The following is a 23,504-nucleotide window of genomic DNA, read 5'->3' as shown; positions in this document are numbered from 1 at the left end:
CTGCTACCGGCGGGCCTGCGCGATGGTCCGCTCGTACACGCCGACCATGGCAGCCGTCCGGGACGACTGGCGGAACCGTTCGGCGATGTCGCGGTCCACGGCCGGGGTCGTCCCGGCGGCGATGTCGGCGGCGGCGCGGCGGAGAGCATCCGCGAGGGCCGGCACCGTGGCATCCCGCACTCCCCACGTGCCGGAGCCGAGCTCGGCGGCGACGTCCGGGTCGCTGACGACCGCCGGCGTGCCGAGCGAGGCCGCCTCGAACACCGTCATGCCCTGCGTCTCGAACCCGATCGAGGTCTGCACGACGGCGTCCGCGTCGGCCAGCCGGGCGAGCGTCTCGGCGTAGGGCAGGCGGCCGGAGAAGACGATGGACGCTTCCCCCCACCCGCGCTCCACGAGCCGTCGCGCCGCTCGCAGCTGCACGCCGCCGCCGATGATCTCGACCTCGGCCTGGATGCCGGAGTGCGCCACCGCAGTGAGGAACGGGAGGAGCCGTTTCTCGGGGCTCATCCGGCCGAGCCAGACGAACCGCGGGGGTCCCGGGCGCCGCGCGACGCGCTGCGTGGAGACCGCGTCGAGGAGCTCGTCGTCGATGCCGTTCCAGATGACGTCGACGGATCCGGCGGCGGGGACCGCGCCGTGCCGCTCCAAGCGGCGGGCGAAGTGGGACGAGGGTGCCGTCACGGCGTCGGACAGGCGCGCCAGCCGGCGGAGGTAGGCCCAGCCGTCGCTGCGGCCGTCGGCGAGGGAGTCGCCGCCGCGCTCAGCACGACGGCGGGCGAGGGCCGGCCGGAGCGCCGTCCGCGCCCAGGCGTTGAGGGCGCGCAGCACCAGTCCCGGGACGGGCACGGTGGCCTCGATGCCCACGTCCGCACGGTTGTGCATCGTGTGGACGACGGGCAGGCCGTGCCGGGCGGCGAACCGGTGGCCGATGAAGGCGCCCCAGAAGTCCGCCTGCACGTGGACGATGTCGATGGGCGGACGCCGGGCGAGGGCGGCATCCACTTCCCTGTCGCTGCGGCGTCCGGGCCAGCTGAAGCCGTACTCGCGGTCGGGGGTCGCCGAGGTCGAGCGCAGGTCGACGTACGCCGGGTCGCCGGGGACGGGCCGATGCATGCGCGGGGCGACGACGGTGACGGTGTGCCCGGCGCGCTCGAGGAACCGTCGTTGCAGTCGCATCGACACCTGTGCACCGCCCAGCGACTCGATGTGCTGGTCGGCGAACATCACGACGTGCACGCGGTCACTCCGGGATCGGCTCGCCGCGGTAGAGCGCTGTGAAGGTGTCGAGCGTCCGCGTGATGTCGTGGACGGCGACGCCGTCGAGGGAGGCCTGCTGCATGCGCCGGCGATCCTCGGGGGAGGCGGTCAGCACGTCGGTGAGACGCGCGGCGGCGTCGTCCGCGTCTCCCGGCGTGAAGAGGTACCCGTTCTCACCGTGGTGCACGAGGTGCGGCAGGGCGACGGCGTCGGCGGCGACGACGGGGAGACCGGATGCCATGGCCTCCATCGTCGCGATGGACTGCAGCTCGGCGATCGAGGCGATCGCGAAGACGCTGGCCCGCGAGTAGAGGGAGCGCAGCTCCTCCTCGGAGGTGTGGCCGTGGAAGGTGACGCGCTCGCTGACGCCGAGCTGGGCGGCGAGGTTCTCGAGGTTCTTGCGCTGGTCGCCCCCGCCGACGACGTCGAAGGTCGCGTCGAGCGCCGGGTCGAGCTGCGCGAGGGCGCGGAGGATGACGTCGATGCCCTTCTCGGTCGTGAGGCGACCGACGAAGAGGATGCGATTCTGGTCGCGCGGGCTCAGGTCGGGCCGGTAGTTGGACCGGTCGATTCCGCACGAGATGGGGATGACACCGTCGATGTCGATCGTCGACTCGAGGAAGTCCGCCGCCTTGCGGGTGGGGGTCGTGACGGCGCGCGTCATCGCGAAGGTGCGCGCGGCGTCGGCCCAGGCCAGTCGGACGACGATCTTGTCCAGGACCGGCGGCAGGGTGGTGAAGTCGAGGATGTTCTCGGCCATCACGTGGTTCGTGGCCACGATCGGGATGCCGCGCTTGCGTGCCTCGCGGGCGAGCGCACGTCCGATGATGATGTGCGACTGGATGTGCACGACGTCGGGGGTCGTCTCGTCGAGGATGCGACGGACGTGGTGCTTCGCTCGCCAGGGCCAGACGAACCGCAGCCAGTCGTGCGGGGGCCAGCGCACCGAGGGCAAGCGGTGCAGCGTCATCGGCTCGCCCTCGATGACCTCGGTGTGGGCCTTCTCGCGGCGGTAGCGGGTCCCGGGCGCGACGACGTGCACGTCGTGCCCGCGCTGGACGAGGCCGGCGGCGAGGCGTTCGGCGAACCGCGCCGCCCCGTTGATGTGCGGCTCGAACGTGTCGCAGCCGATGAGGATGGTGAGCGGTCGGTCGGCGGGGGGATGGTCGCCGGGCGTCGCAGGAGAAGTCACGGGTGGTGAGGCCTATCTGTGCGGCAGGGGTCGCACGGGCGGTGCTTGCGAGCGTCCACTGTACCGGAGGGGTCCTGGAGTTCCCGGATGCCTCCCCGTTCTCAGAGCCGCGGGTCGGGCTCGGGCGAGCCGTGGGCGGGACGCGGCGGTCCGTCGGTGCCGGCGGGGGCGGTCACGTCCGGCGCCGCGGCCGCCATCGCGGACACGACGAGCGCGTCGTCGTCCGCCGGGGGACGCTCCGGCTCGATGCCGTCCGCGTCCGCGTCGGACTCGGCGGCGGCCTTCTCGAACTGCGACTGGTAGAGCCGCCAGTACGCTCCGCGGCGGTCGATGAGCTCGTCGTGCGTGCCCTTCTCGACGATGTCGCCGTGCTCCATCACGAGGATGAGGTCGGCGTCCCGGATCGTGGACAGGCGGTGGGCGATGACGAACGACGTCCGCCCCTCGCGCAGGGCGGCCATCGCCTGCTGCAGCAGCAGCTCGGTGCGGGTGTCGACGGACGACGTGGCCTCGTCGAGGATGAGCACGGACGGACGCGCGACGAAGGCCCGCGCGATCGTGATGAGCTGCTTCTCGCCGGCGGAGACGTTCGCGGCGTCCTCGTCGAGCACGGTGTCGTACCCGTCGGGGAGGGAGTGCACGAACTGGTCGACGCGGGTGGCGGCGGCGGCCTCGTGGATCTCCTCGTCGGTGGCGGTGGCGCGGCCGTAGCGGATGTTCTCGCGGATCGAGCCGGCGAACAGCCACGGGTCCTGCAGCACCATGCCGGTGCGCGAGCGGACGTCGTCGCGGCGCATGTCGGCGATGTCCTGCCCGTCGAGCAGGATGCGTCCGCCGTCGAGCTCGTAGAACCGCATGATGAGGTTGACCAGGGTCGTCTTGCCGGCTCCCGTGGGCCCGACGATCGCGACCGTCTGCCCCGGCTCGACACGGAACGAGAGGTCGGTGATGAGCGGCCGGTCGGGGCTGTAGGCGAAGCGGACGTTCTCGAACTCGATGACGCCGCGGCCTTCGGCGGGGCCGGGGGCGTCGGCGGCATCCGGTTCCTGCTCCTCCGCGTCGAGCAGCGCGAAGACGCGCTCGGCGGATGCCGTGCCGGACTGGACGACCGCGGCCATGCCGCCCAGCTGCGACAGCGGCTGGGTGAACTGCTGCGAGTACTGGATGAAGGCCTGGACGTCGCCGAGTCGGATCTGCCCGCCGGCGACCATCAGCCCGCCGAGCACGGCGATGCCGACGTAGGTCAGGTTCCCGACGAACATCATGCCGGGCATGATCATCCCCGACAGGAACTGCGCCCGGAAGCTGGCCTGGTACAGCTCCTCGTTCTCGACCTCGAACTTGTCGCGCGCATCGCGCTCGCGCCCGTAGACCTTGACCAGCGCGTGACCGGAGAACGACTCCTCGACGCGGGCGTTCAGGCGGCCGACCTTCTTCCACTGCTCGCCGAACGCCTTCTGCGACTTCGGGCCGATGACACCGAAGATCACGGCCATGAGGGGCAGCGAGACCAGCGCGACCAGCGCGAGCTGCCACGAGATCGTGAACATCATGATGAGCACGCCGACGACCGTCAGCACCGAGGTGAGCGCGCTCGAGAGCGACTGCTGCATGGTCTGGGTGATGTTGTCGATGTCGTTCGTCACCCGCGAGATGAGCTCGCCGCGCTGGACGCGGTCGAAGTACGACAGCGGCAGGCGGTTGATCTTCGCCTCGACCGACTCGCGCAGGCGCCACATCGTGCGGACCATGATGACGTTGATGACGTACCCCTGCACCCACGACAGCAGCGAGGAGCCGACGTAGATCGCCAGCACCGTCACGATCGTCACGCGCAGGGCGTCGAAGTCGACGCCGGCGCCTACCTGGAAGCTGTCCATGGCGCCGACGATGTTGGCGATGTCGGTCTGGCCCGCGGTGCGCAGGGCCTCGACGACGGCGTCCTTCGACGTCCCCGCCGGGAACTGTTCGGCCAGGCCGCGCGAGACGACGCCCTCGAAGATGATGTTCGTGGCGTTGCCGAGCACGCGGGGCGCGAGGACGGCGAGGACGACGCCGAGCGCTCCGAGGGCGGAGACCAGGGCGAACGTCCACGCGTAGGGCCGCAGCAGGCCGATCATCCGCCCGAAGCTCGCGCCGAAGTCCGACGCCTTGCCGGGCGCGACGCTGTCCCAGTCGCCGGAGGTGCGGCGGGCCTCCTCGGCCAGCTCGAGCTCGGCGCGCTCCTCCTCGGTGAGGGTGTCGGTGGTGCTCACGCCTCCACCCCCAGCTGCGACTCGACGATCTCGCGGTAGGTCGGGCTGGAGCGCAGCAGCTCCTCGTGGGTGCCGAGACCGGCCATCCGCCCGTCCTCGAGGACGACGATGCGGTCGGCATCGACGATCGTGGAGACGCGCTGCGCCACGACGATCTTCGTCACCTCCGGCAGCTCGGACCACAGCGCCTGCCGCAGGCGGGCGTCGGTGGTGAGGTCGAGCGCCGAGAAGGAGTCGTCGAAGACGAGCACCCGCGGACGGTGGACGATCGCGCGGGCGATGGCGAGACGCTGCCGCTGACCGCCCGACACGTTCGTGCCACCCTGCGCGATCCGCGCGTCGAGCCCGCCCTCCATCCGTTCCACGAAGTCCCGACCCTGCGCGATCTCGAGCGCCCGCCAGAGCTCCTCGTCGGTCGCCTCCTCGCGACCGAAACGGAGATTGGATGCCACCGTCCCGCTGAACAGGAACGGGCGCTGCGGCACGAGGCCGATGCTCTGCCACAGCACGTCGAGGTCGGCCTGCCGGACGTCGACGCCGCCGACCCGCACCGCGCCGCCGGTCACGTCGAACAGGCGCGGGACGAGCGACACCAGCGTGGTCTTGCCGGATCCGGTGGACCCGACGATGGCGACCGTCTCGCCGGGGGCGGCGGCGAAGCTCACGCCGCTCACGACGGGCGCCTCCGCGCCGGGGTAGGCGAACGCGACATCGTCGAACTCGACGGCGCCCGGCGCGGGGAAGGTCGCGACCGGGTCGGAGGGACGCTCGAGCGTCGAGTGGCTGTCGAGCACCTCGCCGATGCGCTCGGCCGAGACGGCGGCGCGCGGGATCATCACGGTCATGAAGCTCGCCATGAGCACGCCCATGAGGATCTGCGCGACGTACTGCATGAAGGCGAAGATCGTGCCGATCTGCACGGCGCCGGCATCGACCTGGATGCCGCCGAACCAGATGACCCCGACGACGGTGACGTTGAGCACGAGCATCGCCAGGGGGAACAGCAGGACGAACAGCGAGCCGACCTTGCGGCCCACGATCATGATGTCCGTGTTGGCCTCGCGAAAGCGCTCCTCCTCGATGCGCTCGCGGACGAAGGCCCGCACGACGCGGACGCCGGTCAGCTGCTCCCGCATGACGCGGTTCACGCCGTCGAGCTTGGACTGGTAGCTGCGGAAGAGCGGCACCATGCGCGCGATGATGAGACCCGCGGCGATGAGCAGCGCCGGGACCGAGACCCCGATCAGCCAGCTCAGCCCCACGTCCTGCTGCAGCGCCATCACGACGCCGCCGATGGCCAGCAGCGGCGCGCTGACGAGCATGGTGGCGCCCATCATCGCGAGCATCTGGACCTGCTGCACGTCGTTCGTGTTGCGCGTGATGAGGGAGCCCGCCCCGAACTGCGTCAGCTCCCGCTCCGAGAACCCGCTCACCTTCTCGAACACGTCGCGGCGGATGTCGCGCCCGGCCGACATCGCCGCGCGCGCGGCGAAGTAGGTCGCGATGACGGATGCCGTGATCTGACCGAGCGAGATGACCAGCATGAGCATGCCCCGCGACCAGATGTACCCGGTGTCTCCACGGGCGACGCCCTGGTCGATGATGTCCGCGTTGAGACGAGGCAGATAGAGGGATGCCATCGCGGCGGCGAACTGGAAGATCAGGAGGGCGATGAGCAGCGCGCGATAGCGCGTGAGATATCGGGTGAGGATCTTTCCGAGCACAGGGGCCCTCCGTAGATGAGGCGAGCGGCGACGGGACCGCTCCCCCAGCCTGGCACGGACCTCCGACACGGGCGAGACCCCCCGCGCGCGGCCGCTGCGGGTCCCGACTACTCAGTCGCGGAGCGGAGCCGTGACAGGTGGCATCCACAGTCCCCGGGTCGGCTCGTAAGCTGGGGCCATGTCGCGACTGCAGGCCGACGCCCCCGCCGACCTCTGGGTGCCCGTGACGGGCTCCCTCGGGCTCCGCGGCCGCCGTCACCGCAAGGCCGCCATCCGGATGCTCCTGACCCAGGGGCGGGGTGCCGGTGCGACGCCCCGACCGGGCGGCGGAGTGTTCGCCTGGGTGCTCAGCCAGGCCACGCCGCTGCTCATGCGGCGGGCGGACGGTCGCGTGCTCGTGTGGGTGTGGAAGTCCGACCCCGAGCTGCTCGTCGTGATGGCCCAGCTGCAGCAGGCCACTCCCCAGCTGCGCACGGCTCGGGCGATGATGCCGATGGAGTACGACGACACCGAGGCCTTCCCGAACCCCCACCTCGGGGTGGGCGAGAAGCTCGCCATGCCGCTGCCGAAGGAGCCCGCGGCGCCGCCGTTCGCGACCTACACGTGGGACACCGGCGCGCACTTCGTCACGCTCACCGCCGTGAGCTCCGACCGCGAACGCTTCGGCACCGTCCTGCGCCCGGTCGACGACATCGCCCGGACCCTCCGCGTCGTCGACGACCTCAACGTGGGCGAGGCCCCGACCGTCCTGCGGCTCGGCCCCGCCTGACCGGCGGCCGCGTCAGGCCTGCGGCGCTCCGGCGACAGCTCGGCGGCGACGGCGGCACCCGTCACGCCGCCAACCGCAGATCCTCGCGCGGGCTCGCCGTCTCCCACCGGCCGCTGCGCACGCTGTAGTACACCGCGCACGCCGCGGCCGTGGCGACGCTGAGGGCGGGGACCGGGGAGCCGCAACCGGCGACGGTGACCGCCAGCAGCACCGCCGCGACGACGACGTCCGTCCGACAGGTCGCGGCGCGCGAGCGCGTGCGGGTCTTCGGCGTCACGATGAACCGTGCGCGTCGACCGCCGAGGACGCCGATCACCGCGCCGGCGGTCGTGAGCAGCATCGACGAGTACAGGGCCATGGCGCGGACGACGAACAGCAGCGCCGACACGGGGTCGCGCCCGCGGAGGCGGCGGAGGGTCTCCGGCACGAGCGGCAGCACACCGCCCGCCCCGAGCGTCAGCCCGACCCACGCCGGGAACGACGCCCCCGCCGAGGCGGTGAGCGTGGCCGCCGAGAAGACGAGCAGCAGCGCCGTCACGGCCACCCCCACCGTCGCCGTCGTCATCTCCAGCATCAGGTCGATCTTGTGCCATGCCCGCAACGGCGAGCGCAGCAGCGAGCCCGCGTACCGCCGCAGCATCTCCACGTTGCTCTGGCTGAACTTCTCGTGCTGGGTCTTGAAGGCGGCGTAGTCGACGGGGAAGTCCTCGACGCTCACGAGATCCGCGGCGTACGACACGTCGAAACCGTGCCGGGCCGCCTCGATGCTGAAGGCCATGTCCTCGGCGACGACCTCCGGGAACCCGCCCGTGGCCCGCAGACAGGTCGTGCTCACCAGGCCGCCGCGCCCCAGGAAGCAGGTGGAACCGAACGCGGAACGCACGAGCATCGTGGTGTGCACGTGCGACTCCAGGAGCGGGCCGAACTCGTCGGCGAAGCCGGTCACGCCGCGCCGGGTCGTCTGACGCCCCTGCACCACTCCGACCCGCACGCCCGAGGCGGCCCGGTCGGCGGCGTGATCGAGAGCCCGACGGACGAACGTCGGCGGCAGCTCCTGGTCGCTGTCCATCACCACGACCCAGTCGTGCGCGTGTCCGAGCGACAGGAAGTGGTTGAGGTTCCCCGCCTTGAACCCGCTTCGGTCGGCGCGACGCACGACCTCGACACCGGTCCGGCGGGCGAACGCGTCGATCGCGGCGCGGCTGTCCGGCCGGCGCGAGTCGTCGAGGATGTACGTCGTCACCGGGTGCGTCTGCTGCAGGGATGCCGCGAGCCGGGCGCCGTCGAAGTCGTCGGCGGTGCAGTAGAGCAGCGCCACACTGTCATCCGAGGGGCGGTGCGGGACGGGGCGCTGCCGACGCCGCAACAGCGGGTACGCGGCCAGGACGACGAGCGAGCGCACGGCCATCGCCCACACCGTGCCGATCACCGCTCCCGCCAACAGGGTCGCCGTCGCACCCGCCCACGGCGCGCCGAGGTCCACAGGCGGCAGGACGCTCACGGCGAGGGCGACGAGACCCGCCCACAGCGTGAGGAGACCGGCGAGCAGCAGACGGTCGGTTCGAGTGCGCATGGGTCCATCCCATCGGCGCCGCGGCCCGCGCGGGAGGGGTGCGACCGCACTCCGGGGTGCAGCGGACTGCCACGGGGGCGGGCGGCCCGCACACCCGGCGGGCGGCGCCTCCGGCGGGCGGGCGGGCGGCCCGCACACCCGGCGGCACGGTCACCCCACGCCGAACCCCACCGGCTCGCCGTCCCGCGACCGTGCGGCATCCAGGTAGAGGAGGACGGCCCGCACACGGCGATGACCCGGATCGGACTCGTCGAGACCCAGCTTGGCGAAGATCGACCCGATGTGCTTGGAGACGGCGCTGTCGCTGAGGTGCAGGAGCCGGCCGATCTCGGTGTTGGACCGCGCCTGCGCGATCAGCGCCAGCACCTCCCCCTCGCGAGGGGTGAGCGCATCCAGGGCCGTGCCCCCCGTGCGCCGTCCGACGACGGTCGCGAGGATCTCGGGGTCGATGACCGTGCCGCCGCCGACGATGATCTCGATGCTCCGCAGGAAGTCGTCGACGCGGCCGATCCGGTCCTTCAGCAGGTATCCGAGCGACCGGCTGCTCTGGGCGAACAGGTCGTTCAGGTAGGCGCTCGCGACGTAGTTCGACAGCAGCAGGACGGGGAGATCGGGGAACTCGCGTCGCAGGACCAGTGCGGCGTCGACGCCGTCGCTGCGGTGACCGGGCGGCATCCGGACGTCCGTGACGACGAGGTCCGTCGACGTCGGGCCCGACCGGACGACCCGCAGGAGCGCGGTGGCGTCCGCCGCCGTGGTGACGGCATGTCCGGCGCCGGTCAGCAGGGAGCAGATGCCCTCGCGCAGCAGGGCCGAGTCGTCGGCGACGACGATGTTCATCCGGGGGGACCTCTCGATCGCGTCACTCCTCGGGGATGGCAGGGACCTCGAGAGTGAGGGTGGTGGGCCCACCGACGGGGCTCGAGACCGCGAGCGTACCCCCCAGGTTCCGGGCGCGTTCGCGCAGACCCCGGATGCCGCGGCCGCCGTCGACCGCCGCGCCTCCGGCGCCGTCGTCCATGACGCGCACCACGAGGCTGTCCCCCTCGGTCGTCAACGTGACACGGATGGCGCTCGCGTCCGCGTGCTTGAGGGTGTTCGTGACCGCCTCGCTGACCGTGAAGTAGGCGCAGCGCTCGACGTCGGCGCGAAAACGCCGGTCGAGGGCCGAATGCACGGTGAGGGGGAGGACGGACCGCTGCGCGAGCTCCTCCACCGCCGCCGTGAGGCCGTGGTCGACGAGCACGTCGCTGTGCAGTCCGAGGACGGTGCGCCGCAGTGTCGCCAGGGCGAGTTCGGCGCTCTCCTGGGCTTTCACCAGCTGGTTCACGACCTCGGGCATCTTCTCTTCACCCTCATGTGCACGCGCCTGCGACAGCGCCGTCCCCACGCGGAGCGTCGTCATGACGAGATGCTGCTGGGCGCCGTCGTGCAGATCGCGCTCGATGCGCTCCCGATCGCTCTCGAACGCGGTGATGAGAACGGAGCGCGAGCCGCGCAGCTCGATGACGGCGGTCTCGAGATCCGCCTCGCGTGTGGACAGGAGCAGCTGCACCACCCGGGCCTGCACCCGGGCGAGCACCCCCGTCAGATACCACCCGACGAGGACGACGAGGACTCCGGTGATCATCCAGAACGTCAGCGACCCGGAGTCCCCGACCCGCGTGAAGGGGCCTCCGGGGAACGGCAGCGGCTCGGGGGGCTGGACCCCGGACCCCGCGGCCTTCACGTCGTCGTGGTAGCGGAAGACGGCCGCGGGCAGCACGATGACGAGCAGCAGCACGACCGCGCAATAGGCGAGGACGGCCAGCTGCACCAGCCCGAAGACCACGGTGATGACGTACAGCGCGGCGACACGGCCGGCCCGGTCCGGACGGTAGGCCCGGCGCACCCACCCGACCGGACCCGCCGGCGGCGGAGGACCTGCCGACCCGGTGATCGGCCGTCCGATCAGCGCGCCCCGGCGCCGTTCGATCGCGATGAGCGCCTGAGCCACGAGCGGGACGAGCGGCAGCGTGATGAGGCCGATGAGCGTGGCGGCACCCCAGGTCGCGAGCAGGATGCTGGTCAGCCGGTAGAGCAGGAGGAGCGGCGCCTGGCTCACGCGACGCGTGAACGCGCGCAGGCGGGTGACGTCGTTCGGGGCGGGCACACGGACGACGCTAGGCCGCGCGCACGGGCGCGCCCGAGGGAGGGGTCCTCACTCTGCGGTGCATCGCGCTGCACTCTTGCCCTGAGCCCACCCGGGCAGGCGGCCGGCGGGGCTCAGTCGTCGCGACCGAACGGGTCCCGCGGCCGCCAGAGGACGACGTCGGTGGCGCGCCGCACGCGCGCCCCGTGGCGGAGGGTCACGACGGATCCGGTGGCTCCGGCCGCGAAGACGCGGGCACCGGGGCGCGCCTGGCGCTCGGCGACGAGCTGCCGTTCGAGCTCGCTGACGCGGCGCGACAGCTCGTGCACCCGCTGCTCCAGATCGAGAAGCCGTGCGATCGCCGGCAGGCTCATGCCCTCGCCGGACAGGCGGGCGACCTCGCGCAGCTGGGCCACGTGACGGCTGGAGTACCGACGCGATCCGCCCTGCGTGCGCGCGGGGACGACCAGTCCGAGCCGGTCGTACTGTCGGAGGGTCTGCGGGTGCATGTTGGACAGCTCCGCGGCGACCGCGATGGCGAAGATCGGCGCGTCCTCGTCGATCTCTCTGTCGGACACGTCTTCTCCTCTCGTCGCTCCGATGGGGCACGGGCTCCTGGCATCCGATCATCCCGGATGCCAGGAGCCGCGGTGTCACGAACGCGCTTTGGACATCAGGTCCGCGCGCGGGTTCTCCTTGGGCTCGAGCGCGTGGAAGCGCTCGAGCGCCTCGCGGGCCGCGTCGTCGAGGTGGGCGGGCACCGCGACCTGGACCTCGGCGAGCAGGTCGCCGGTCGCCTTGGTGGTCTGGATGCCTCTGCCCTTCACACGCAGGACCCGCCCCGACGGCGTACCGGGTGCGACGCGCAGCCGGACCGGCTCTCCGCCCAGGGTGGGGACCTCGATGGTCGCGCCGAGCGCGGCCTCGGTGAACGTCACCGGGACGGTCACGCGCAGGTTGACCCCGTCGCGGGCGAACACGGGGTGGGGACGGACGGCGACGGTCACGACGATGTCGCCGGCCTCTCCCCCGTCGGGCGAGGGCCGGCCGCGACCGCGCAGCCGGATCTTCTGTCCGTCCGCGACGCCGGCAGGGATCTTCACCTTGAAAGGCTTGTTGTCCTCGCCCTGCAGGGTGATCGTCTCGCCCTTGGCGGCGGTGACGAAGTCGATCGTCGTCCGCGCCGTGACGTCGGCACCGCGCTGCGGCCCGCCGAACCCGCGGTAGCCGCCGCTGGTCTGGCCGAACCGGCCGGAGCCGAAGCCCGTCCCTTGCTGCTCGAACACCGAGAAGAAGTCGTCGAAACCGCCCGGCATCGGACCGGAGCCGCCTCCGCGGCTCTGCCCGAACCTGCTGAACACGTCCTCGAAGCCGCCGCCGGCGCCCTGGCCCCCCGCGGAGAAGCGGGCGCCCGACCCCATCGCGCGGATCTGGTCGTACTCCTCCCGCTGCTCCGGGTCGTTCAGGACGGAGTAGGCCTCGCTGATCTCCTTGAACTTCGCCTCGGCCTTGACGTCACCCGGGTTCGAGTCGGGGTGGTACTGGCGCGCGAGCTTGCGGTACGTCTTCTTGAGATCGGCCGCGCTCACGTCCTTCTCGACGCCGAGGACCTTGTAGAAGTCCTTGTCGAACCAGTCCTGACTCGCCATGGATCCTCCTACTCGGCGGGGACGGCGACGACGACCTTGGCGGGTCGCAGCTCCGTCGAGCCGAGGCGGTAGCCGACCTCGACGACCTCGAGCACGGTGGCCACGGTCACGCCGGGGGTTGGAGCCTGGAAGATCGCCTCGTGCTGCTGCGGGTCGAACGGCTCGCCCGCGGTGCCGTACGACACCACACCCAGGCGCTCGGCGACGGCACGGATCTTGCCGCCGATGGCCGCGAACGGCGTGCCCTCGACGAGGTCGCCGTGCTTCTCGGCGCGGTCGAGGTCGTCCATCACCGGCAGCAGGCCCTTCACGGCCTCGCCCTTGGCGCGCTCGATCTCACGCTCGCGCTGCTCCTCGGTGCGCCGACGGTAGTTGGCGTACTCGGCCTGCACGCGCTTGAGGTCGGTCAGCAGCGTCGACTCGGGGTCGGTCCCGTCCTCGGCCGCCGCCTCCGGCGTCTGCTCTGCGCCCAGGATGTCGTCGACGGTCAGACCGTCGTCATCCCCCTCGGTCGCGGACTGCGGGTCCGACGGCGCGGGGCCGGAGGTGTTCTCCTCCGGCCCCGTCTCGTCAGGACCGGCGCCCGAGCCCTGGGGCTGTTCGTCGTCCTTGTGTGCCATGTCCTATCGCTTACTTCTTGTCGTCCTGCTGGGGCTCGTCGTCGACGACCTCGGCGTCGATGACGTCTTCCTCAGGGTTCGGCGTCTCGCCGTTGCCGGGCTGGCCGACGTTGGGGTCGGCCGGCTCGCCCTGGGCCTGCGACGACTTGTAGATGGCCTCGCCGATCTGGCTCTGGCTGGCGTTGAGCTTGTCGAACGCGGTCTTGACCGCGTCGTCGTCGTCGCCGGCGAGGGCCGACTTGAGGGCGTCGACGTCGGCCTGCACCGAGGTCTTGACCTCCTCGGGCAGCTTGTCGTCGTTGTCCTTGATCAGCTTGTCGACGGAGTACGACAGCGTCTCGGCCTGGTTGCGGGTCTCGGCGGACTCGCGGCGCTTCTTGTCCTCGGCCGCGTTCTCCTCGGCCTCGCGGACCATGCGCTCGATGTCCTCCTTGGGCAGCGACGAGCCGCCCGTGATGGTCATCGACTGCTCCTTGCCGGTGCCCTTGTCCTTCGCGGACACGTGGACGATGCCGTTCGCGTCGATGTCGAAGGTGACCTCGACCTGCGGGATGCCACGGGGAGCCGGTGCGATGCCGGTCAGCTCGAAGGTGCCGAGCGGCTTGTTGTCGCGGGTGAACTCGCGCTCGCCCTGGAAGACCTGGATCGCGACCGACGGCTGGTTGTCGTCGGCGGTGGTGAAGGTCTCGCTGCGCTTGGTCGGGATGGCCGTGTTGCGCTCGATGAGCTTGGTCATGATGCCGCCCTTGGTCTCGATGCCGAGGCTCAGCGGGGTGACGTCGATGAGGAGGACGTCCTTGCGCTCGCCCTTCAGGACACCGGCCTGCAGGGCGGCGCCGACGGCGACGACCTCGTCCGGGTTCACGCCCTTGTTGGCATCCTTGCCGGTCTCCTTCTTGACCAGCTCGGCGACCGCGGGCATGCGGGTCGAACCACCGACGAGCACGACGTGGGCGATGTCCTCGACCTTGACGCCGGCCTCGCGGATGACATCCGAGAAGGGCTTGCGGGTGCGGTCGAGCAGGTCCTTGGTCAGGTCCTCGAACTTGGCGCGCGACAGGGTCTCCGACAGCGAGACGGGACCGGAGTCCGTCAGCGACAGGTAGGGGAGGTTGATGCTCGTCGACGTGGAGCTCGAGAGCTCCTTCTTCGCCTGCTCCGCGGCCTCCTTGAGGCGCTGCAGGGCGATCTTGTCGCCGGAGACGTCGACGCCGGTCGTGTCCTTGAACTGCTTGATCAGGTAGTCGACGACGCGCTGGTCCCAGTCGTCTCCACCGAGGCGGTTGTCACCGGCGGTGGCGCGCACCTGGATGGTCGAGAAGTCGTCGTCCTTGCCCACCTCGAGCAGCGAGACGTCGAACGTTCCACCACCGAGGTCGAAGACGAGGATGAGCTCGTCCTCCTTGCCCTTGTCGAGGCCGTAGGCGAGGGCCGCGGCGGTCGGCTCGTTGATGATGCGCAGGACGTTGAGGCCCGCGATCTCACCGGCCTCCTTGGTGGCCTGACGCTCGGCGTCGTTGAAGTACGCCGGCACGGTGATGACGGCGTCGGTGACGCTGTCGCCCAGGTACTCCTCGGCGTCGCGCTTCAGCTTCTGGAGGATGCGGGCCGAGATCTCCTGCGGCGTCCACTTCTTGCCGTCGACGTCGAAGGTCCAGGTGGTGCCCATGTGGCGCTTCACGCTGGAGATGGTGCGGTCGACGTTGGTGACGGCCTGGCGCTTGGCGGTCTCGCCGACGAGCACCTCGCCGTCCTTCGTGTACGCGACCACCGACGGGGTGGTGCGGAAGCCCTCCGCGTTCGCGATGACCTTGGGCTCGCCGCCCTCGAGGACGCTCACGACCGAGTTGGTGGTACCCAGGTCGATTCCCACTGCACGAGGCATGTGTCTTCTCCTTGATCCGAGCCGGGGATCACCACGGCTCCTGGTTGCTGCGAAGTCTTCGGCGACTCGAACCGAGTTGAGCCGCGATGACTCAACGTTATCGCAGGCCCGCCGAGCGGTCAAGGAGAGTTGATATGAATTGGCTCAACTTCCGCGGCATCCCTTCCATCTGATCCGGGTCGCCGAAGTGGCCCCGGGGCCACGCACGGCGCCCCGGGGCCACTCGCGCACACCCGCCCCCCCCGCCACGCGACGCCCCCGGCACGCGACGCCCCCGCCACGCGACGCCCCCGGTACACGACGCCTCCGGTACGCGACGCTCGCGGCACACGCCGCCCCGCCGCGCGACGCCCCGACGCACCCCGGCACACGACGACGCCCCCGGCCCGAAGGGGGCCCGGGGGCGTCGACGGGATGCCGCGACCTCAGTCGCGATCGCGCGGACGGCGCTGCGGCCGGTCGCTGCGCTTGGCGGAACGGCCGCCCTGGTCCAGGCGCAGGTCGATGAGCTGGCCCGAGATGCGGGTGTCGGCGAGACGGTCGATCGTGTCGCGCGGGAGATCCACGGGCAGTTCGACGAGTGAGAAGTCCTGGCGGATCTGGATCGCCCCGAAGTCGTTGCGGCGCAGACCGCCCTCGTTCGCGAGCGCGCCGACGATCTGGCGCGGCTCGACCCGCTGACGGCGGCCGACGGCGATGCGGTAGGTGGCGAACCGGCCGTTGCTCTCGCGGCGCTCGCGCGTGCCGCCGTCGCGGGAGCCGCCGTCGCGCGAGGGGCGGTCCGAGCGATCGCGGTCGAACCGCGGCTGCTGGATCGTCTCCTCCTCGAGCAGCAGCGGCGTGTCGCCCTGCGCGACCACGGCGAGGGCCGCGGCCACGTCGGCCTCGGGCACATCGTGGTGCTCGACGTAGTGCGCGACGACGTCGCGGAAGGTCGCGATCGCGGCGGTGTCCTCGAGGGCGGCGGTGATGGCGTCGTCGAAGCGGGTCAGGCGTGTGGCGTTGACGTCGTCGACGCTGGGCAGCGACATCTCGGTCAGCGGCTGGCGCGTGGCCTTCTCGATCGCGGTGAGCATGCGGCGCTCGCGCGGGGTGACGAAGCTGATGGCGTCGCCGGTGCGACCGGCGCGGCCCGTGCGGCCGATGCGGTGCACGTACGACTCGGTGTCGATCGGCAGGTCGTAGTTGACGACGTGGCTGATGCGCTCGACGTCGAGGCCGCGGGCGGCGACGTCGGTGGCGACGAGGATGTCGAGCTTGCCCGACTTGAGCTGGTTGACCGTGCGCTCTCGCTGCACCTGGGCGATGTCGCCGTTGATGGCGGCGGCCGTGTAGCCGCGGGCGCGCAGCTTCTCGGCGACCGTCTCGGTCTCGTTCTTCGTGCGGGTGAAGACGATCATGCCCTCGAAGTTCTCGACCTCGAGGATGCGCGTGAGCGCGTCGATCTTCTGCTGGTACGAGACCACCAGGTAGCGCTGGGTGATGTTCGCCGAGGTCGTGGTCTTGGTCTTGACCGTGATCTCTTCGGGGTCGTTGAGGTACTGCGCCGAGATGCGGCGGATCTGCGCCGGCATCGTGGCCGAGAACAGCGCGACCTGCTTGGTCGAGGGGGTGTCGGCGAGGATCGTCTCGACGTCCTCGGCGAAGCCCATCTTGAGCATCTCGTCGGCCTCGTCGAGCACGAGGAACTTCAGCTCGCTCAGGTCGAGGGTGCCCTTGTCGAGGTGATCCATGATGCGCCCGGGCGTGCCGACGATCACGTCGACGCCGCGGCGGAGGGCCGACAGCTGCTGGCCGTAGCCCTGACCGCCGTAGACGGGCAGCACCGAGACGCCCTTGATGTGCGCGGCGTACTTCTCGAACGCCTCGCACACCTGAAGGGCGAGCTCGCGGGTGGGGGCGAGCACGAGAGCCTGCGGATTCTTGTGGCCGGTCTCCATCTGCGACAGCACCGGCAGCGCGAAGGCCGCGGTCTTGCCGGTTCCGGTCTGGGCGAGACCGACGACGTCGCGGCCCTGCAGCAGCACCGGGATCGTGGCCGCCTGGATGGCGGAGGGGGTCTCGTAGCCGACGTCCTTCAGGGCCTTGAGCACGGCGGCATCCAGTCCCAGATCGGCGAAGGTGAGCTGGGCGGGGGCGGTGTCGGACTCGACGGAGTCGACGGGGGAATCGGATGCCATGGGTCCACGGTACTTCGCCGCGCGTCGCGGCGTCGGCACCACTAGCGTGAGCGGTGCGCCGTTGCGGTCGCAGCCCCCCTCCCGGACGCCCGGGCGCTCATCGAAGGATCCGCGCGTGACCGACAACAGTTCCCCCGGCCCGACGCCGTCGACGCCCGCCCGACACCCCGTCCTCGCGTGGGCTCTGTGGGACTGGGGATCCGCCGCCTTCAACGCGGTCGTCACGACGTTCGTCTTCAGCACCTACCTGGCCAGCTCGCTCTTCGTCGACCCCGCCGTGGTCGCGGCCGCGGGCGGCGACCCCGACGATCCCGCGCTCGTCCGGGCCCTCGCGCAGAACGCCAGCACCGTCGGCGTCGCCCTCATGATCGCCGGCATCGCCGTCGCCGTGCTCGCTCCGGTGCTGGGTCAGCGCTCCGACGGCACCGGCCGCCGCAAGCTGTGGCTGGGCGTCAACACCGGTGTCGTCGTCCTCGCGATGGCGGCGATGGTCTTCGTGGAGGGCACGCCGAAGCTCCTCGTTCTGGGGGCGACGCTGCTCGCCGTGGGCAACGTGTTCTTCGAGTTCGCGAGCGTCAACTATTACGCGATGCTCACCCAGGTGTCGACCCGCGAGAACATCGGGCGCGTGTCCGGCTTCGGCTGGGGCATGGGATACGTGGGCGGGATCGTCCTGCTGCTCGTCCTGCTGGTGCTGTTCATCCAGAGCTTCGGCGACCCCGCGACGGGCGGTCTCCTCGCCGTGACGGAGGAAGGCGGCCTCAACATCCGGCTCGCCGTCCTCGCCTCCGCCGTGTGGTTCGCGGCCTTCGCCATCCCGGTGCTCGTGCGCGTGCCCGAGATCCCCGCGCAGGAGCGTCGCGTCCGCGTCGGCTTCCTGCAGTCCTACGTCGTGCTGTGGGGCACGCTCCGCTCCCTCTGGCGCGACAGCCGTCAGGTGCTGATGTTCCTGCTGGCGAGTGCGGTCTTCCGCGACGGTCTCGCCGGCGTGTTCACCTTCGGCGCCATCATCGCCGCCCAGGTGTTCGGGTTCTCCTCAACCGAGGTCCTCTACTTCGCCGTGGCCGCCAACGTCGTCGCCGGGATCAGCACGATGGTGTCGGGCCGGCTGGACGACCGCTTCGGGCCGAAGCGCGTCATCGTCTTCGCCCTGACGGGGCTCATCGTCGCGGGGACGGCCGTGCTCTTCATCGGCACGTCGCAGGCGGCGTTCTGGGTGGCCGGCCTCGTCCTGACGATGTTCGTCGGACCGGTGCAGTCCGCGAGCCGTTCCTTCCTCGCCCGCGTCGCCCCCGAGGGACGGGAGGGCGAGATGTTCGGCCTCTACGCCACGACGGGCCGCGCGGTGTCGTTCCTCGCCCCCGGCCTGTTCGCGCTGTTCGTCGCGACCACCGGCGATACCCGGCTGGGCATCCTCGGCATCGTCCTCGTGCTCGCCGCGGGCCTCGCCCTGCTCCTGCCCGTGGCGGCGCGTCCGGCCGTCATCCGCTGAGCCCCGGGCCCGGGTTCGTCCTCGCCAGAATCACACGTTCCGCGCGAGATCACGCGATCCCGACGGCTTCGACCGTGTGATCTCGCGCCGAACGTGTGGTCTCGAGGCGGATTCCGGATGCCGCGGGCTCAGTCCCGCGGCCAGGAGTCGGCGAGCTTCAAGAGCAGACGGGCGAGCTCGGCGCGCTCGGCATCGGTGAAGGAGTCGAGCGCGGAGCGCACGGCATCCATCCTCCTCCCCCGCACCCGGGAGACGAGACGCTCCCCCTCGGGGGTGAGGCGCACACGGGTGCGGCGGGCGTCGTCCGGATCGGGCTCGCGTTCGATCAACCCCATCTGCACCGCCTGCTGCACCAGGCGGGAGGCGCGCGGCTGATCGACGCCGACCGCCTCGGCGATCGCGCCCACCGACAACGCATCGCCGGCCGCGAGGAGGGCGTCGAGCATGCGCAGGCGCGCCGGTCCGCCGAAGCGTCCGTGCGCGGGGTCCGCCCAGGGCGGCGCGCCGCGTCCCCACGGTCCGCCGTGGTGGCCGTGCGCGTGGCCGGGGCCGTGCTCGCGCGGGTCGCGGTCGTCGGCGGCGAACGGCGGCCGCGGGCGGCGTCCGCGCAGGCGGCCGAGGGCTGCCGCGATCTCGTCGGCGGGGTCGGTGGTCACCCTCGGATTTTACATGTCGCTTGACAAGCATTCGAAATACATGTCAGAGTACATCCGTTGTCACATGACATGTAACGGCGGACAGCCCGCCGACGAAAGGACTCCCATGAACACCTCTGCACCGACAGATCCCCGCAGCCTCGCCCACCGCCTCACGACGGTCGGCCACGCGCTGCACCACCGCCTCTTCGCGCAGCTGCGCGACAGCGGCCTGCACCCGAAGACCGTCCTGGTCCTCTCCGTGATCGACGGGCGTATCGACGCCCCGTGGATCAGCGACCGCATCGCCCGCGGCGGCAAGCGCCTCAGCGCCCTCGCCGACCGGGGATGGATCGCCCCCGCCGACGACGGCTGGACGCTGACGGACGAGGGCCGCGAGGTCCTCGAACGGATGGATGCCGACAAGCAGGCGCTTCTCGCCGAGGTCCCCGCGGAGGAGATCGAACGTCTCACCGCCGCCCTCGACGTGGTCTCCTCAGCCCTCGGTCTCGACGAGGACGAAGCCGCCCGCGGACCCCGCGGACGCGGACCCCGTGGATTCGGCTTCGGCCCCGGTCCGTTCGGACCCGGCGCCGGCCGCGGGTTCGGGCCGGGGTTCGGCCCCGGTGAGCGCCACGGCTTCGGCGGACCCCGGTTCGACGACGGCGGCGACGACGAGCACGGGCGCGGGCGCCAGCGCCACGAGCACCGCGGCTCGCACGGCCGCGGTCCGTGCCACGAGAACGGCCACCGGCACGATCGCGGGCAGCGCCACGGCCGCGGGCAGCGGGCGGCGGAGAGCGCTTACGAGCGCGGCTTCGACGCCGGGTTCAGCCGCGGCCGTGAGTCCGCGGCATCCGAGTGATCCCCGAGAACACGATGCGGCGGGTGTCCCTCGGGAGCCCGCCGCGTCGTGGTCCGGTCAGCGTCCGACGGAGCCGGCGTCGCTCGCACCGACGTCGGTGCGGTGGAAGTTGAGCGCGGAACGCGAGGCCGTCGGCCCGCGCTGCCCCTGGTACCGGTTGCCGTAAGGACCGGACCCGTAAGGGTTGTCGGCCGGCGAGCTGAGCCGGAAGTAGCAGACCTGCCCGATCTTCATCCCCGGCCACAGCTTGATGGGGAGCGTCGCGACGTTCGACAGCTCCAGGGTCACGTGCCCGGTGAAGCCGGGGTCGATGAACCCCGCCGTGGAGTGGGTGAGCAGACCGAGTCGCCCCAGCGACGACTTGCCCTCCAGTCGGGCGGCGATGTCGTCGGGAAGCGACACGCGCTCGTACGTGGACCCGAGGGCGAACTCGCCCGGGTGGAGGATGAACGGCTCGTCCGGATCGACCTCGATCAGTCGCGTGAGCTCGGGCTGATCCTCGGCCGGGTCGATGAAGGGGTACTTGTGGTTGTCGAACAGCCGGAAGTACCGGTCCAGCCGCACGTCCACGCTCGAGGGCTGCACCATGGCCGGGTCGAGGGGGTCGAGGCCCAGGCGTCCCGCGTCGAGCTCGGCCCGGATGTCGTGATCGGAGAGCAGCACGCCCCCAGCCTAGGGGCGCACGGCCGGGCGCGTTCGGCGTCTTCACCCGGTCGTTCCGGGCCGCACGCGATCCGGACGATGGATGCCACCCCGTCGCTGTTATGCTGGGCGGGTTGCCGCGAGGCATCCGGGGCTGTAGTTCAATGGCAGAACTTCTGCTTCCCAAGCAGACAGCGCGGGTTCGATTCCCGTCAGCCCCTCAAAGCCCTCACGGGCGGCTTCAGCCGCTCGGGAGGGCTTTCGTGTTGTTGCGGATCGAACCCTTGGGTGGGCCCACGCCGCCGGAGGCTCCGCACGCCGCGCAGCGGCGTGTGGAGGGGCGGTGGGGACGATTCCCGTCAGCCCCTCAAAGGTCCGACATGCCGGCATCGCCGGCTTGTCGTATCTCGTCTACACGGGGCATCCCGACAGAGTCTCGGAGGACCGACTCGACCTGCTCCGAGTCGTCGCCTAGCGCGCGCGTCCGCCGTCCCGCGACAACTCGTGATCGAGGCGATCGAGGAGGGCCTCGAGCGTCACCTCGAACTCCTCCTCCGCGCGGTCCTCGCTGAGCAGGTCGCGGAGCCGGGACACGTGTGGGAGGTCGACCAGCCGCCGGGTCCCGTCCCGCTGCGGCACGTCCGCCCCGCCCTCGTCGAGGGGCTCGTCGTCCGGGGACGTGTCGGCACCGCGGACGGCGGACTCGAGCAGCAGCTGACCGAGGAGGAAGCTGCTGAAGGACCGATAGGCATCCACGGCCTGCTGATCGGTGAAGCCGTACTCGATCAACGTCCCGAGGAAGATCTCGACGACCTCCACGCTGCGCAGCGGAGGCCGCAGCCAGGGGGCGGCCGGATGTCGCGTCGCGACGAGCGGGAACGCCCGGGGGTGGTCGATGGCGATGCGTCGCACCTCGTGGGCCGTGACCTGGAAGAACCGCTGCCACTGCCCGCGCTGCGCGTCCCTCATCGCGGGGGTGAGGTCGTGCAGGAGCAGGTCGACAATGCCTTCGAGGAGGTCCTCTCGACCGTTGACGTACCGGTAGAGCGACATCGCCTCGACGCGGAGCGTCTTCGCGAGGTTCCGCATCGACAACCCGAACAGCCCTCCCTCATCGATCTGAGCGAGGGCGTACCGGATGACGACATCGCGGCTCAGTCTCGGCAGAGGCTGCCCGTGCACCCCCCGTGCGTCGTGATCGGCCACCATCGCTCCTCTCGTTCCGGTCGATCAGGCGCGTGAATCGACGACGCGCATTGCCTGTGGGCGAGGGCCCGGTGGCTCCCCCACGAACCACCGGACCCCCGCGCTGCGCACCGCCGGACGACCGGCGGCGGGTCAGACGGCGACGGTGCGGCGCCCGAGGGCGCGAACGATGAGCCCGGCGACGGCCGCTCCGAGGATCGGGGCGACGATGAACACCCACAACTGCGAGACCGGCAGCGCACCGCCGTAGACCGCGGCGGCGACCGAGCGTGCGGGGTTCACCGAGGTGTTGCTGATCGGGATGCTGATGAGGTGGATGAGGGTCAGCGCCAGACCAATGCCGATCGGGGCGAAGGTGACGTACTCCTTCTTCGCGGTGATCGAGAGGATGACGGCGACGAAGATACCCGTCAGCACGGCCTCCGCGATGAAGACCGCCGCGAGTCCGAAGCCTCCGGGGCTTCCCTCGCCGAACCCGTTGCTGGCGAAGCCGGCGTCCTGAGCGGCCGCGAACCCGCCGTCCTTCCCCGTCAAGATCAGCGCGATGACGCTGGAGGCGGCGATACCGCCGACGAGCTGGGCGAGGATGTAGCCCGGCACATGGCGCGCATCGGTCCGGCCCGCGGCCAGGAGCCCGAGCGTCACCGCCGGGTTGAAATGACCGCCGGAGATGTGGCCCACAGCAGCGATCCCCGCGACGAGCGTGAGGCCGAACGCGAGCGCGACCCCGAGGAAGCCGACACCCGCCTGGTTGTCGTCGGCGGCGGGGAAGTTCGCGGCGAAGACGGCCGTGCCGACGCCTCCGAGCACGAGGAGGAATGTCCCGAAGGCCTCCGCCCCGTAACGGGCGAGGGACGACCACTCGGAGGCGTTCTGCTTCCGCTGCTCGACGGTGGAGTCCGCGACGGCGACCGGCTCCTGCTCCTGCTTCGCGTGCTTCTTCTTGCCCATGTGGCGGGGTCCTCTCGAAGGCCGGGATGCACTCCGGCGTCGTGTTCAGGGGAGGCCCGCGCCTGCAGGCCTGGACGACAGACGAGGGCGAGTTCCGCCTGCCGCATGAGAGACAGGATGGCCGTTCGACGCAACGCGCAGGAACTGTTGACTCCCGCTCCAGCTCTGATGTATACGGCGTAAGCGTATGCGTGTTCATACACATTCGGACAAACTGCGCAAGCCCCGCGTGACGTTTCGACGGGCCGGTACGTCTTGTAAGTACCGGCCGACGGGCCGCCCCGGTTCGCCGGGTCAACACACTCGAAAGGACTTCGACCATGGCTGAGAACGCCTCCACCCCCGCTGCCCAGAACGTTCCCCAGGCCGCCTCGCGCGTGAACCGTCCGCTCGGCGGACGCGGCTCGGAGGCCCCTGCCGCGGGCAAGACGACGATCGCTGATGGTGTGGTGGGCAAGGTCGCGGGTATCGCGGC

Annotated in this window: 19 protein-coding genes and 1 tRNA gene; 4 read left to right on the top strand and 16 right to left on the bottom strand. The window is 71.1% G+C overall.

Annotation, left to right across the window (positions count from 1 at the left end; translation table 11 throughout):
* Positions 1-3: 3 nt before the first annotated feature.
* The 4 genes from ACO03V_RS12075 to ACO03V_RS12060 all read right to left on the bottom strand — a co-directional run bounded on the left by ACO03V_RS12075 (position 4) and on the right by ACO03V_RS12060 (position 6,431).
* Positions 4-1,239, bottom strand: a complete 1,236-nt coding sequence (locus ACO03V_RS12075) for a glycosyltransferase (protein WP_423137754.1) — start codon at positions 1,237-1,239, stop codon at positions 4-6.
* 4 nt (positions 1,240-1,243) lie between these two features.
* Entirely contained in the window at positions 1,244-2,452 is a 1,209-nt protein-coding gene (locus ACO03V_RS12070; protein WP_367728290.1) for a glycosyltransferase, read from the bottom strand.
* A gap of 101 nt (positions 2,453-2,553) precedes the next feature.
* Positions 2,554-4,707: an ABC transporter ATP-binding protein gene (locus ACO03V_RS12065; RefSeq protein WP_423137753.1), complete on the bottom strand. Its 2,154-nt coding sequence runs from the start codon at positions 4,705-4,707 to the stop codon at positions 2,554-2,556.
* The gene (locus ACO03V_RS12060; protein WP_423137752.1) at positions 4,704-6,431 is read right to left on the bottom strand and encodes an ABC transporter ATP-binding protein; all 1,728 of its coding nucleotides are present in this window, start codon (positions 6,429-6,431) and stop codon (positions 4,704-4,706) included. The genes ACO03V_RS12065 and ACO03V_RS12060 overlap by 4 nt, the downstream gene beginning before the upstream one ends.
* Before the next feature lie 178 nt (positions 6,432-6,609).
* Here ACO03V_RS12060 and ACO03V_RS12055 point away from each other — a divergent pair, with 178 nt between their 5' ends.
* Positions 6,610-7,200, top strand: coding sequence for a hypothetical protein (locus ACO03V_RS12055; RefSeq protein ID WP_423137751.1), 591 nt, complete (start codon positions 6,610-6,612; stop codon positions 7,198-7,200).
* A gap of 61 nt (positions 7,201-7,261) precedes the next feature.
* On the opposite strand, the gene ACO03V_RS12050 is transcribed toward ACO03V_RS12055, so the two are convergent.
* The 8 genes from ACO03V_RS12050 to ACO03V_RS12015 form a co-directional block, all read right to left on the bottom strand.
* On the bottom strand, positions 7,262-8,773 hold the full coding sequence (locus ACO03V_RS12050; RefSeq protein ID WP_423137750.1) for a glycosyltransferase family 2 protein: 1,512 nt from the start codon (positions 8,771-8,773) through the stop codon (positions 7,262-7,264).
* 150 nt (positions 8,774-8,923) lie between these two features.
* Complete coding sequence (locus ACO03V_RS12045) at positions 8,924-9,613, bottom strand: response regulator transcription factor (RefSeq protein WP_367728280.1); 690 nt, start codon at positions 9,611-9,613, stop codon at positions 8,924-8,926.
* A gap of 22 nt (positions 9,614-9,635) precedes the next feature.
* The gene (locus tag ACO03V_RS12040) at positions 9,636-10,925 is read right to left on the bottom strand and encodes a sensor domain-containing protein (protein ID WP_423137749.1); all 1,290 of its coding nucleotides are present in this window, start codon (positions 10,923-10,925) and stop codon (positions 9,636-9,638) included.
* 113 nt (positions 10,926-11,038) lie between these two features.
* Positions 11,039-11,482, bottom strand: coding sequence for a heat shock protein transcriptional repressor HspR (locus ACO03V_RS12035; RefSeq protein ID WP_367728267.1), 444 nt, complete (start codon positions 11,480-11,482; stop codon positions 11,039-11,041).
* A gap of 75 nt (positions 11,483-11,557) precedes the next feature.
* Positions 11,558-12,553: a DnaJ C-terminal domain-containing protein gene (locus tag ACO03V_RS12030; protein ID WP_367728265.1), complete on the bottom strand. Its 996-nt coding sequence runs from the start codon at positions 12,551-12,553 to the stop codon at positions 11,558-11,560.
* A gap of 8 nt (positions 12,554-12,561) precedes the next feature.
* Complete coding sequence (locus tag ACO03V_RS12025; protein ID WP_367728261.1) at positions 12,562-13,173, bottom strand: nucleotide exchange factor GrpE; 612 nt, start codon at positions 13,171-13,173, stop codon at positions 12,562-12,564.
* A gap of 10 nt (positions 13,174-13,183) precedes the next feature.
* Positions 13,184-15,058 (bottom strand): molecular chaperone DnaK, encoded by a 1,875-nt coding sequence (dnaK, locus tag ACO03V_RS12020; protein ID WP_367728258.1) that lies wholly within the window; start codon positions 15,056-15,058, stop codon positions 13,184-13,186.
* 425 nt (positions 15,059-15,483) lie between these two features.
* Complete coding sequence (locus ACO03V_RS12015) at positions 15,484-17,238, bottom strand: DEAD/DEAH box helicase (protein WP_423137748.1); 1,755 nt, start codon at positions 17,236-17,238, stop codon at positions 15,484-15,486.
* 115 nt (positions 17,239-17,353) lie between these two features.
* On the opposite strand from ACO03V_RS12015, the gene ACO03V_RS12010 reads away from it, so the two are divergent.
* Positions 17,354-18,730, top strand: a complete 1,377-nt coding sequence (locus tag ACO03V_RS12010) for an MFS transporter (RefSeq protein ID WP_423137747.1) — start codon at positions 17,354-17,356, stop codon at positions 18,728-18,730.
* A gap of 128 nt (positions 18,731-18,858) precedes the next feature.
* Here the strand turns inward: ACO03V_RS12010 and ACO03V_RS12005 are convergent, their stop codons facing one another.
* Positions 18,859-19,386, bottom strand: coding sequence for a MarR family winged helix-turn-helix transcriptional regulator (locus ACO03V_RS12005; protein WP_423137746.1), 528 nt, complete (start codon positions 19,384-19,386; stop codon positions 18,859-18,861).
* A 106-nt stretch (positions 19,387-19,492) separates the two neighbouring features.
* Here ACO03V_RS12005 and ACO03V_RS12000 point away from each other — a divergent pair, with 106 nt between their 5' ends.
* Entirely contained in the window at positions 19,493-20,230 is a 738-nt protein-coding gene (locus ACO03V_RS12000; RefSeq protein WP_423137745.1) for a hypothetical protein, read from the top strand.
* 57 nt (positions 20,231-20,287) lie between these two features.
* Here ACO03V_RS12000 and dcd read toward each other — a convergent pair whose 3' ends face one another.
* A complete protein-coding gene (dcd, locus tag ACO03V_RS11995; RefSeq protein ID WP_367728241.1) occupies positions 20,288-20,893 on the bottom strand; it encodes a dCTP deaminase in 606 nt (201 codons plus the stop codon).
* A 129-nt stretch (positions 20,894-21,022) separates the two neighbouring features.
* On the opposite strand from dcd, the gene ACO03V_RS11990 reads away from it, so the two are divergent.
* Positions 21,023-21,093: transfer RNA gene (locus ACO03V_RS11990), tRNA-Gly, on the top strand.
* Between the two features lie 250 nt (positions 21,094-21,343).
* Here ACO03V_RS11990 and ACO03V_RS11985 read toward each other — a convergent pair.
* On the bottom strand, positions 21,344-22,078 hold the full coding sequence (locus tag ACO03V_RS11985) for a TetR/AcrR family transcriptional regulator C-terminal domain-containing protein (RefSeq protein WP_423137744.1): 735 nt from the start codon (positions 22,076-22,078) through the stop codon (positions 21,344-21,346).
* A gap of 132 nt (positions 22,079-22,210) precedes the next feature.
* Positions 22,211-23,029, bottom strand: coding sequence for an aquaporin Z (gene aqpZ, locus ACO03V_RS11980; RefSeq protein ID WP_423137743.1), 819 nt, complete (start codon positions 23,027-23,029; stop codon positions 22,211-22,213).
* Positions 23,030-23,504: the final 475 nt, after the last annotated feature.

Source organism: Microbacterium sp. HMH0099 (assembly GCF_049384025.1).
GTDB lineage: Bacteria > Actinomycetota > Actinomycetes > Actinomycetales > Microbacteriaceae > Microbacterium.
This window is presented reverse-complemented; position numbering and strand designations above follow the sequence as displayed.

Coding starts and splice junctions, on each gene's coding strand:
- ACO03V_RS12030 (WP_367728265.1), bottom strand. CDS start 12,553: ATGGCGAGTCAGGACTGGTTCGACAAGGACTTCTACAAGGTCCTCGGC.
- dnaK (WP_367728258.1), bottom strand. CDS start 15,058: ATGCCTCGTGCAGTGGGAATCGACCTGGGTACCACCAACTCGGTCGTG.
- ACO03V_RS12045 (WP_367728280.1), bottom strand. CDS start 9,613: ATGAACATCGTCGTCGCCGACGACTCGGCCCTGCTGCGCGAGGGCATC.
- ACO03V_RS12050 (WP_423137750.1), bottom strand. CDS start 8,773: ATGCGCACTCGAACCGACCGTCTGCTGCTCGCCGGTCTCCTCACGCTG.
- ACO03V_RS12055 (WP_423137751.1), top strand. CDS start 6,610: ATGTCGCGACTGCAGGCCGACGCCCCCGCCGACCTCTGGGTGCCCGTG.
- ACO03V_RS12015 (WP_423137748.1), bottom strand. CDS start 17,238: ATGGCATCCGATTCCCCCGTCGACTCCGTCGAGTCCGACACCGCCCCC.
- ACO03V_RS12000 (WP_423137745.1), top strand. CDS start 19,493: ATGAACACCTCTGCACCGACAGATCCCCGCAGCCTCGCCCACCGCCTC.
- ACO03V_RS12025 (WP_367728261.1), bottom strand. CDS start 13,173: ATGGCACACAAGGACGACGAACAGCCCCAGGGCTCGGGCGCCGGTCCT.
- aqpZ (WP_423137743.1), bottom strand. CDS start 23,029: ATGGGCAAGAAGAAGCACGCGAAGCAGGAGCAGGAGCCGGTCGCCGTC.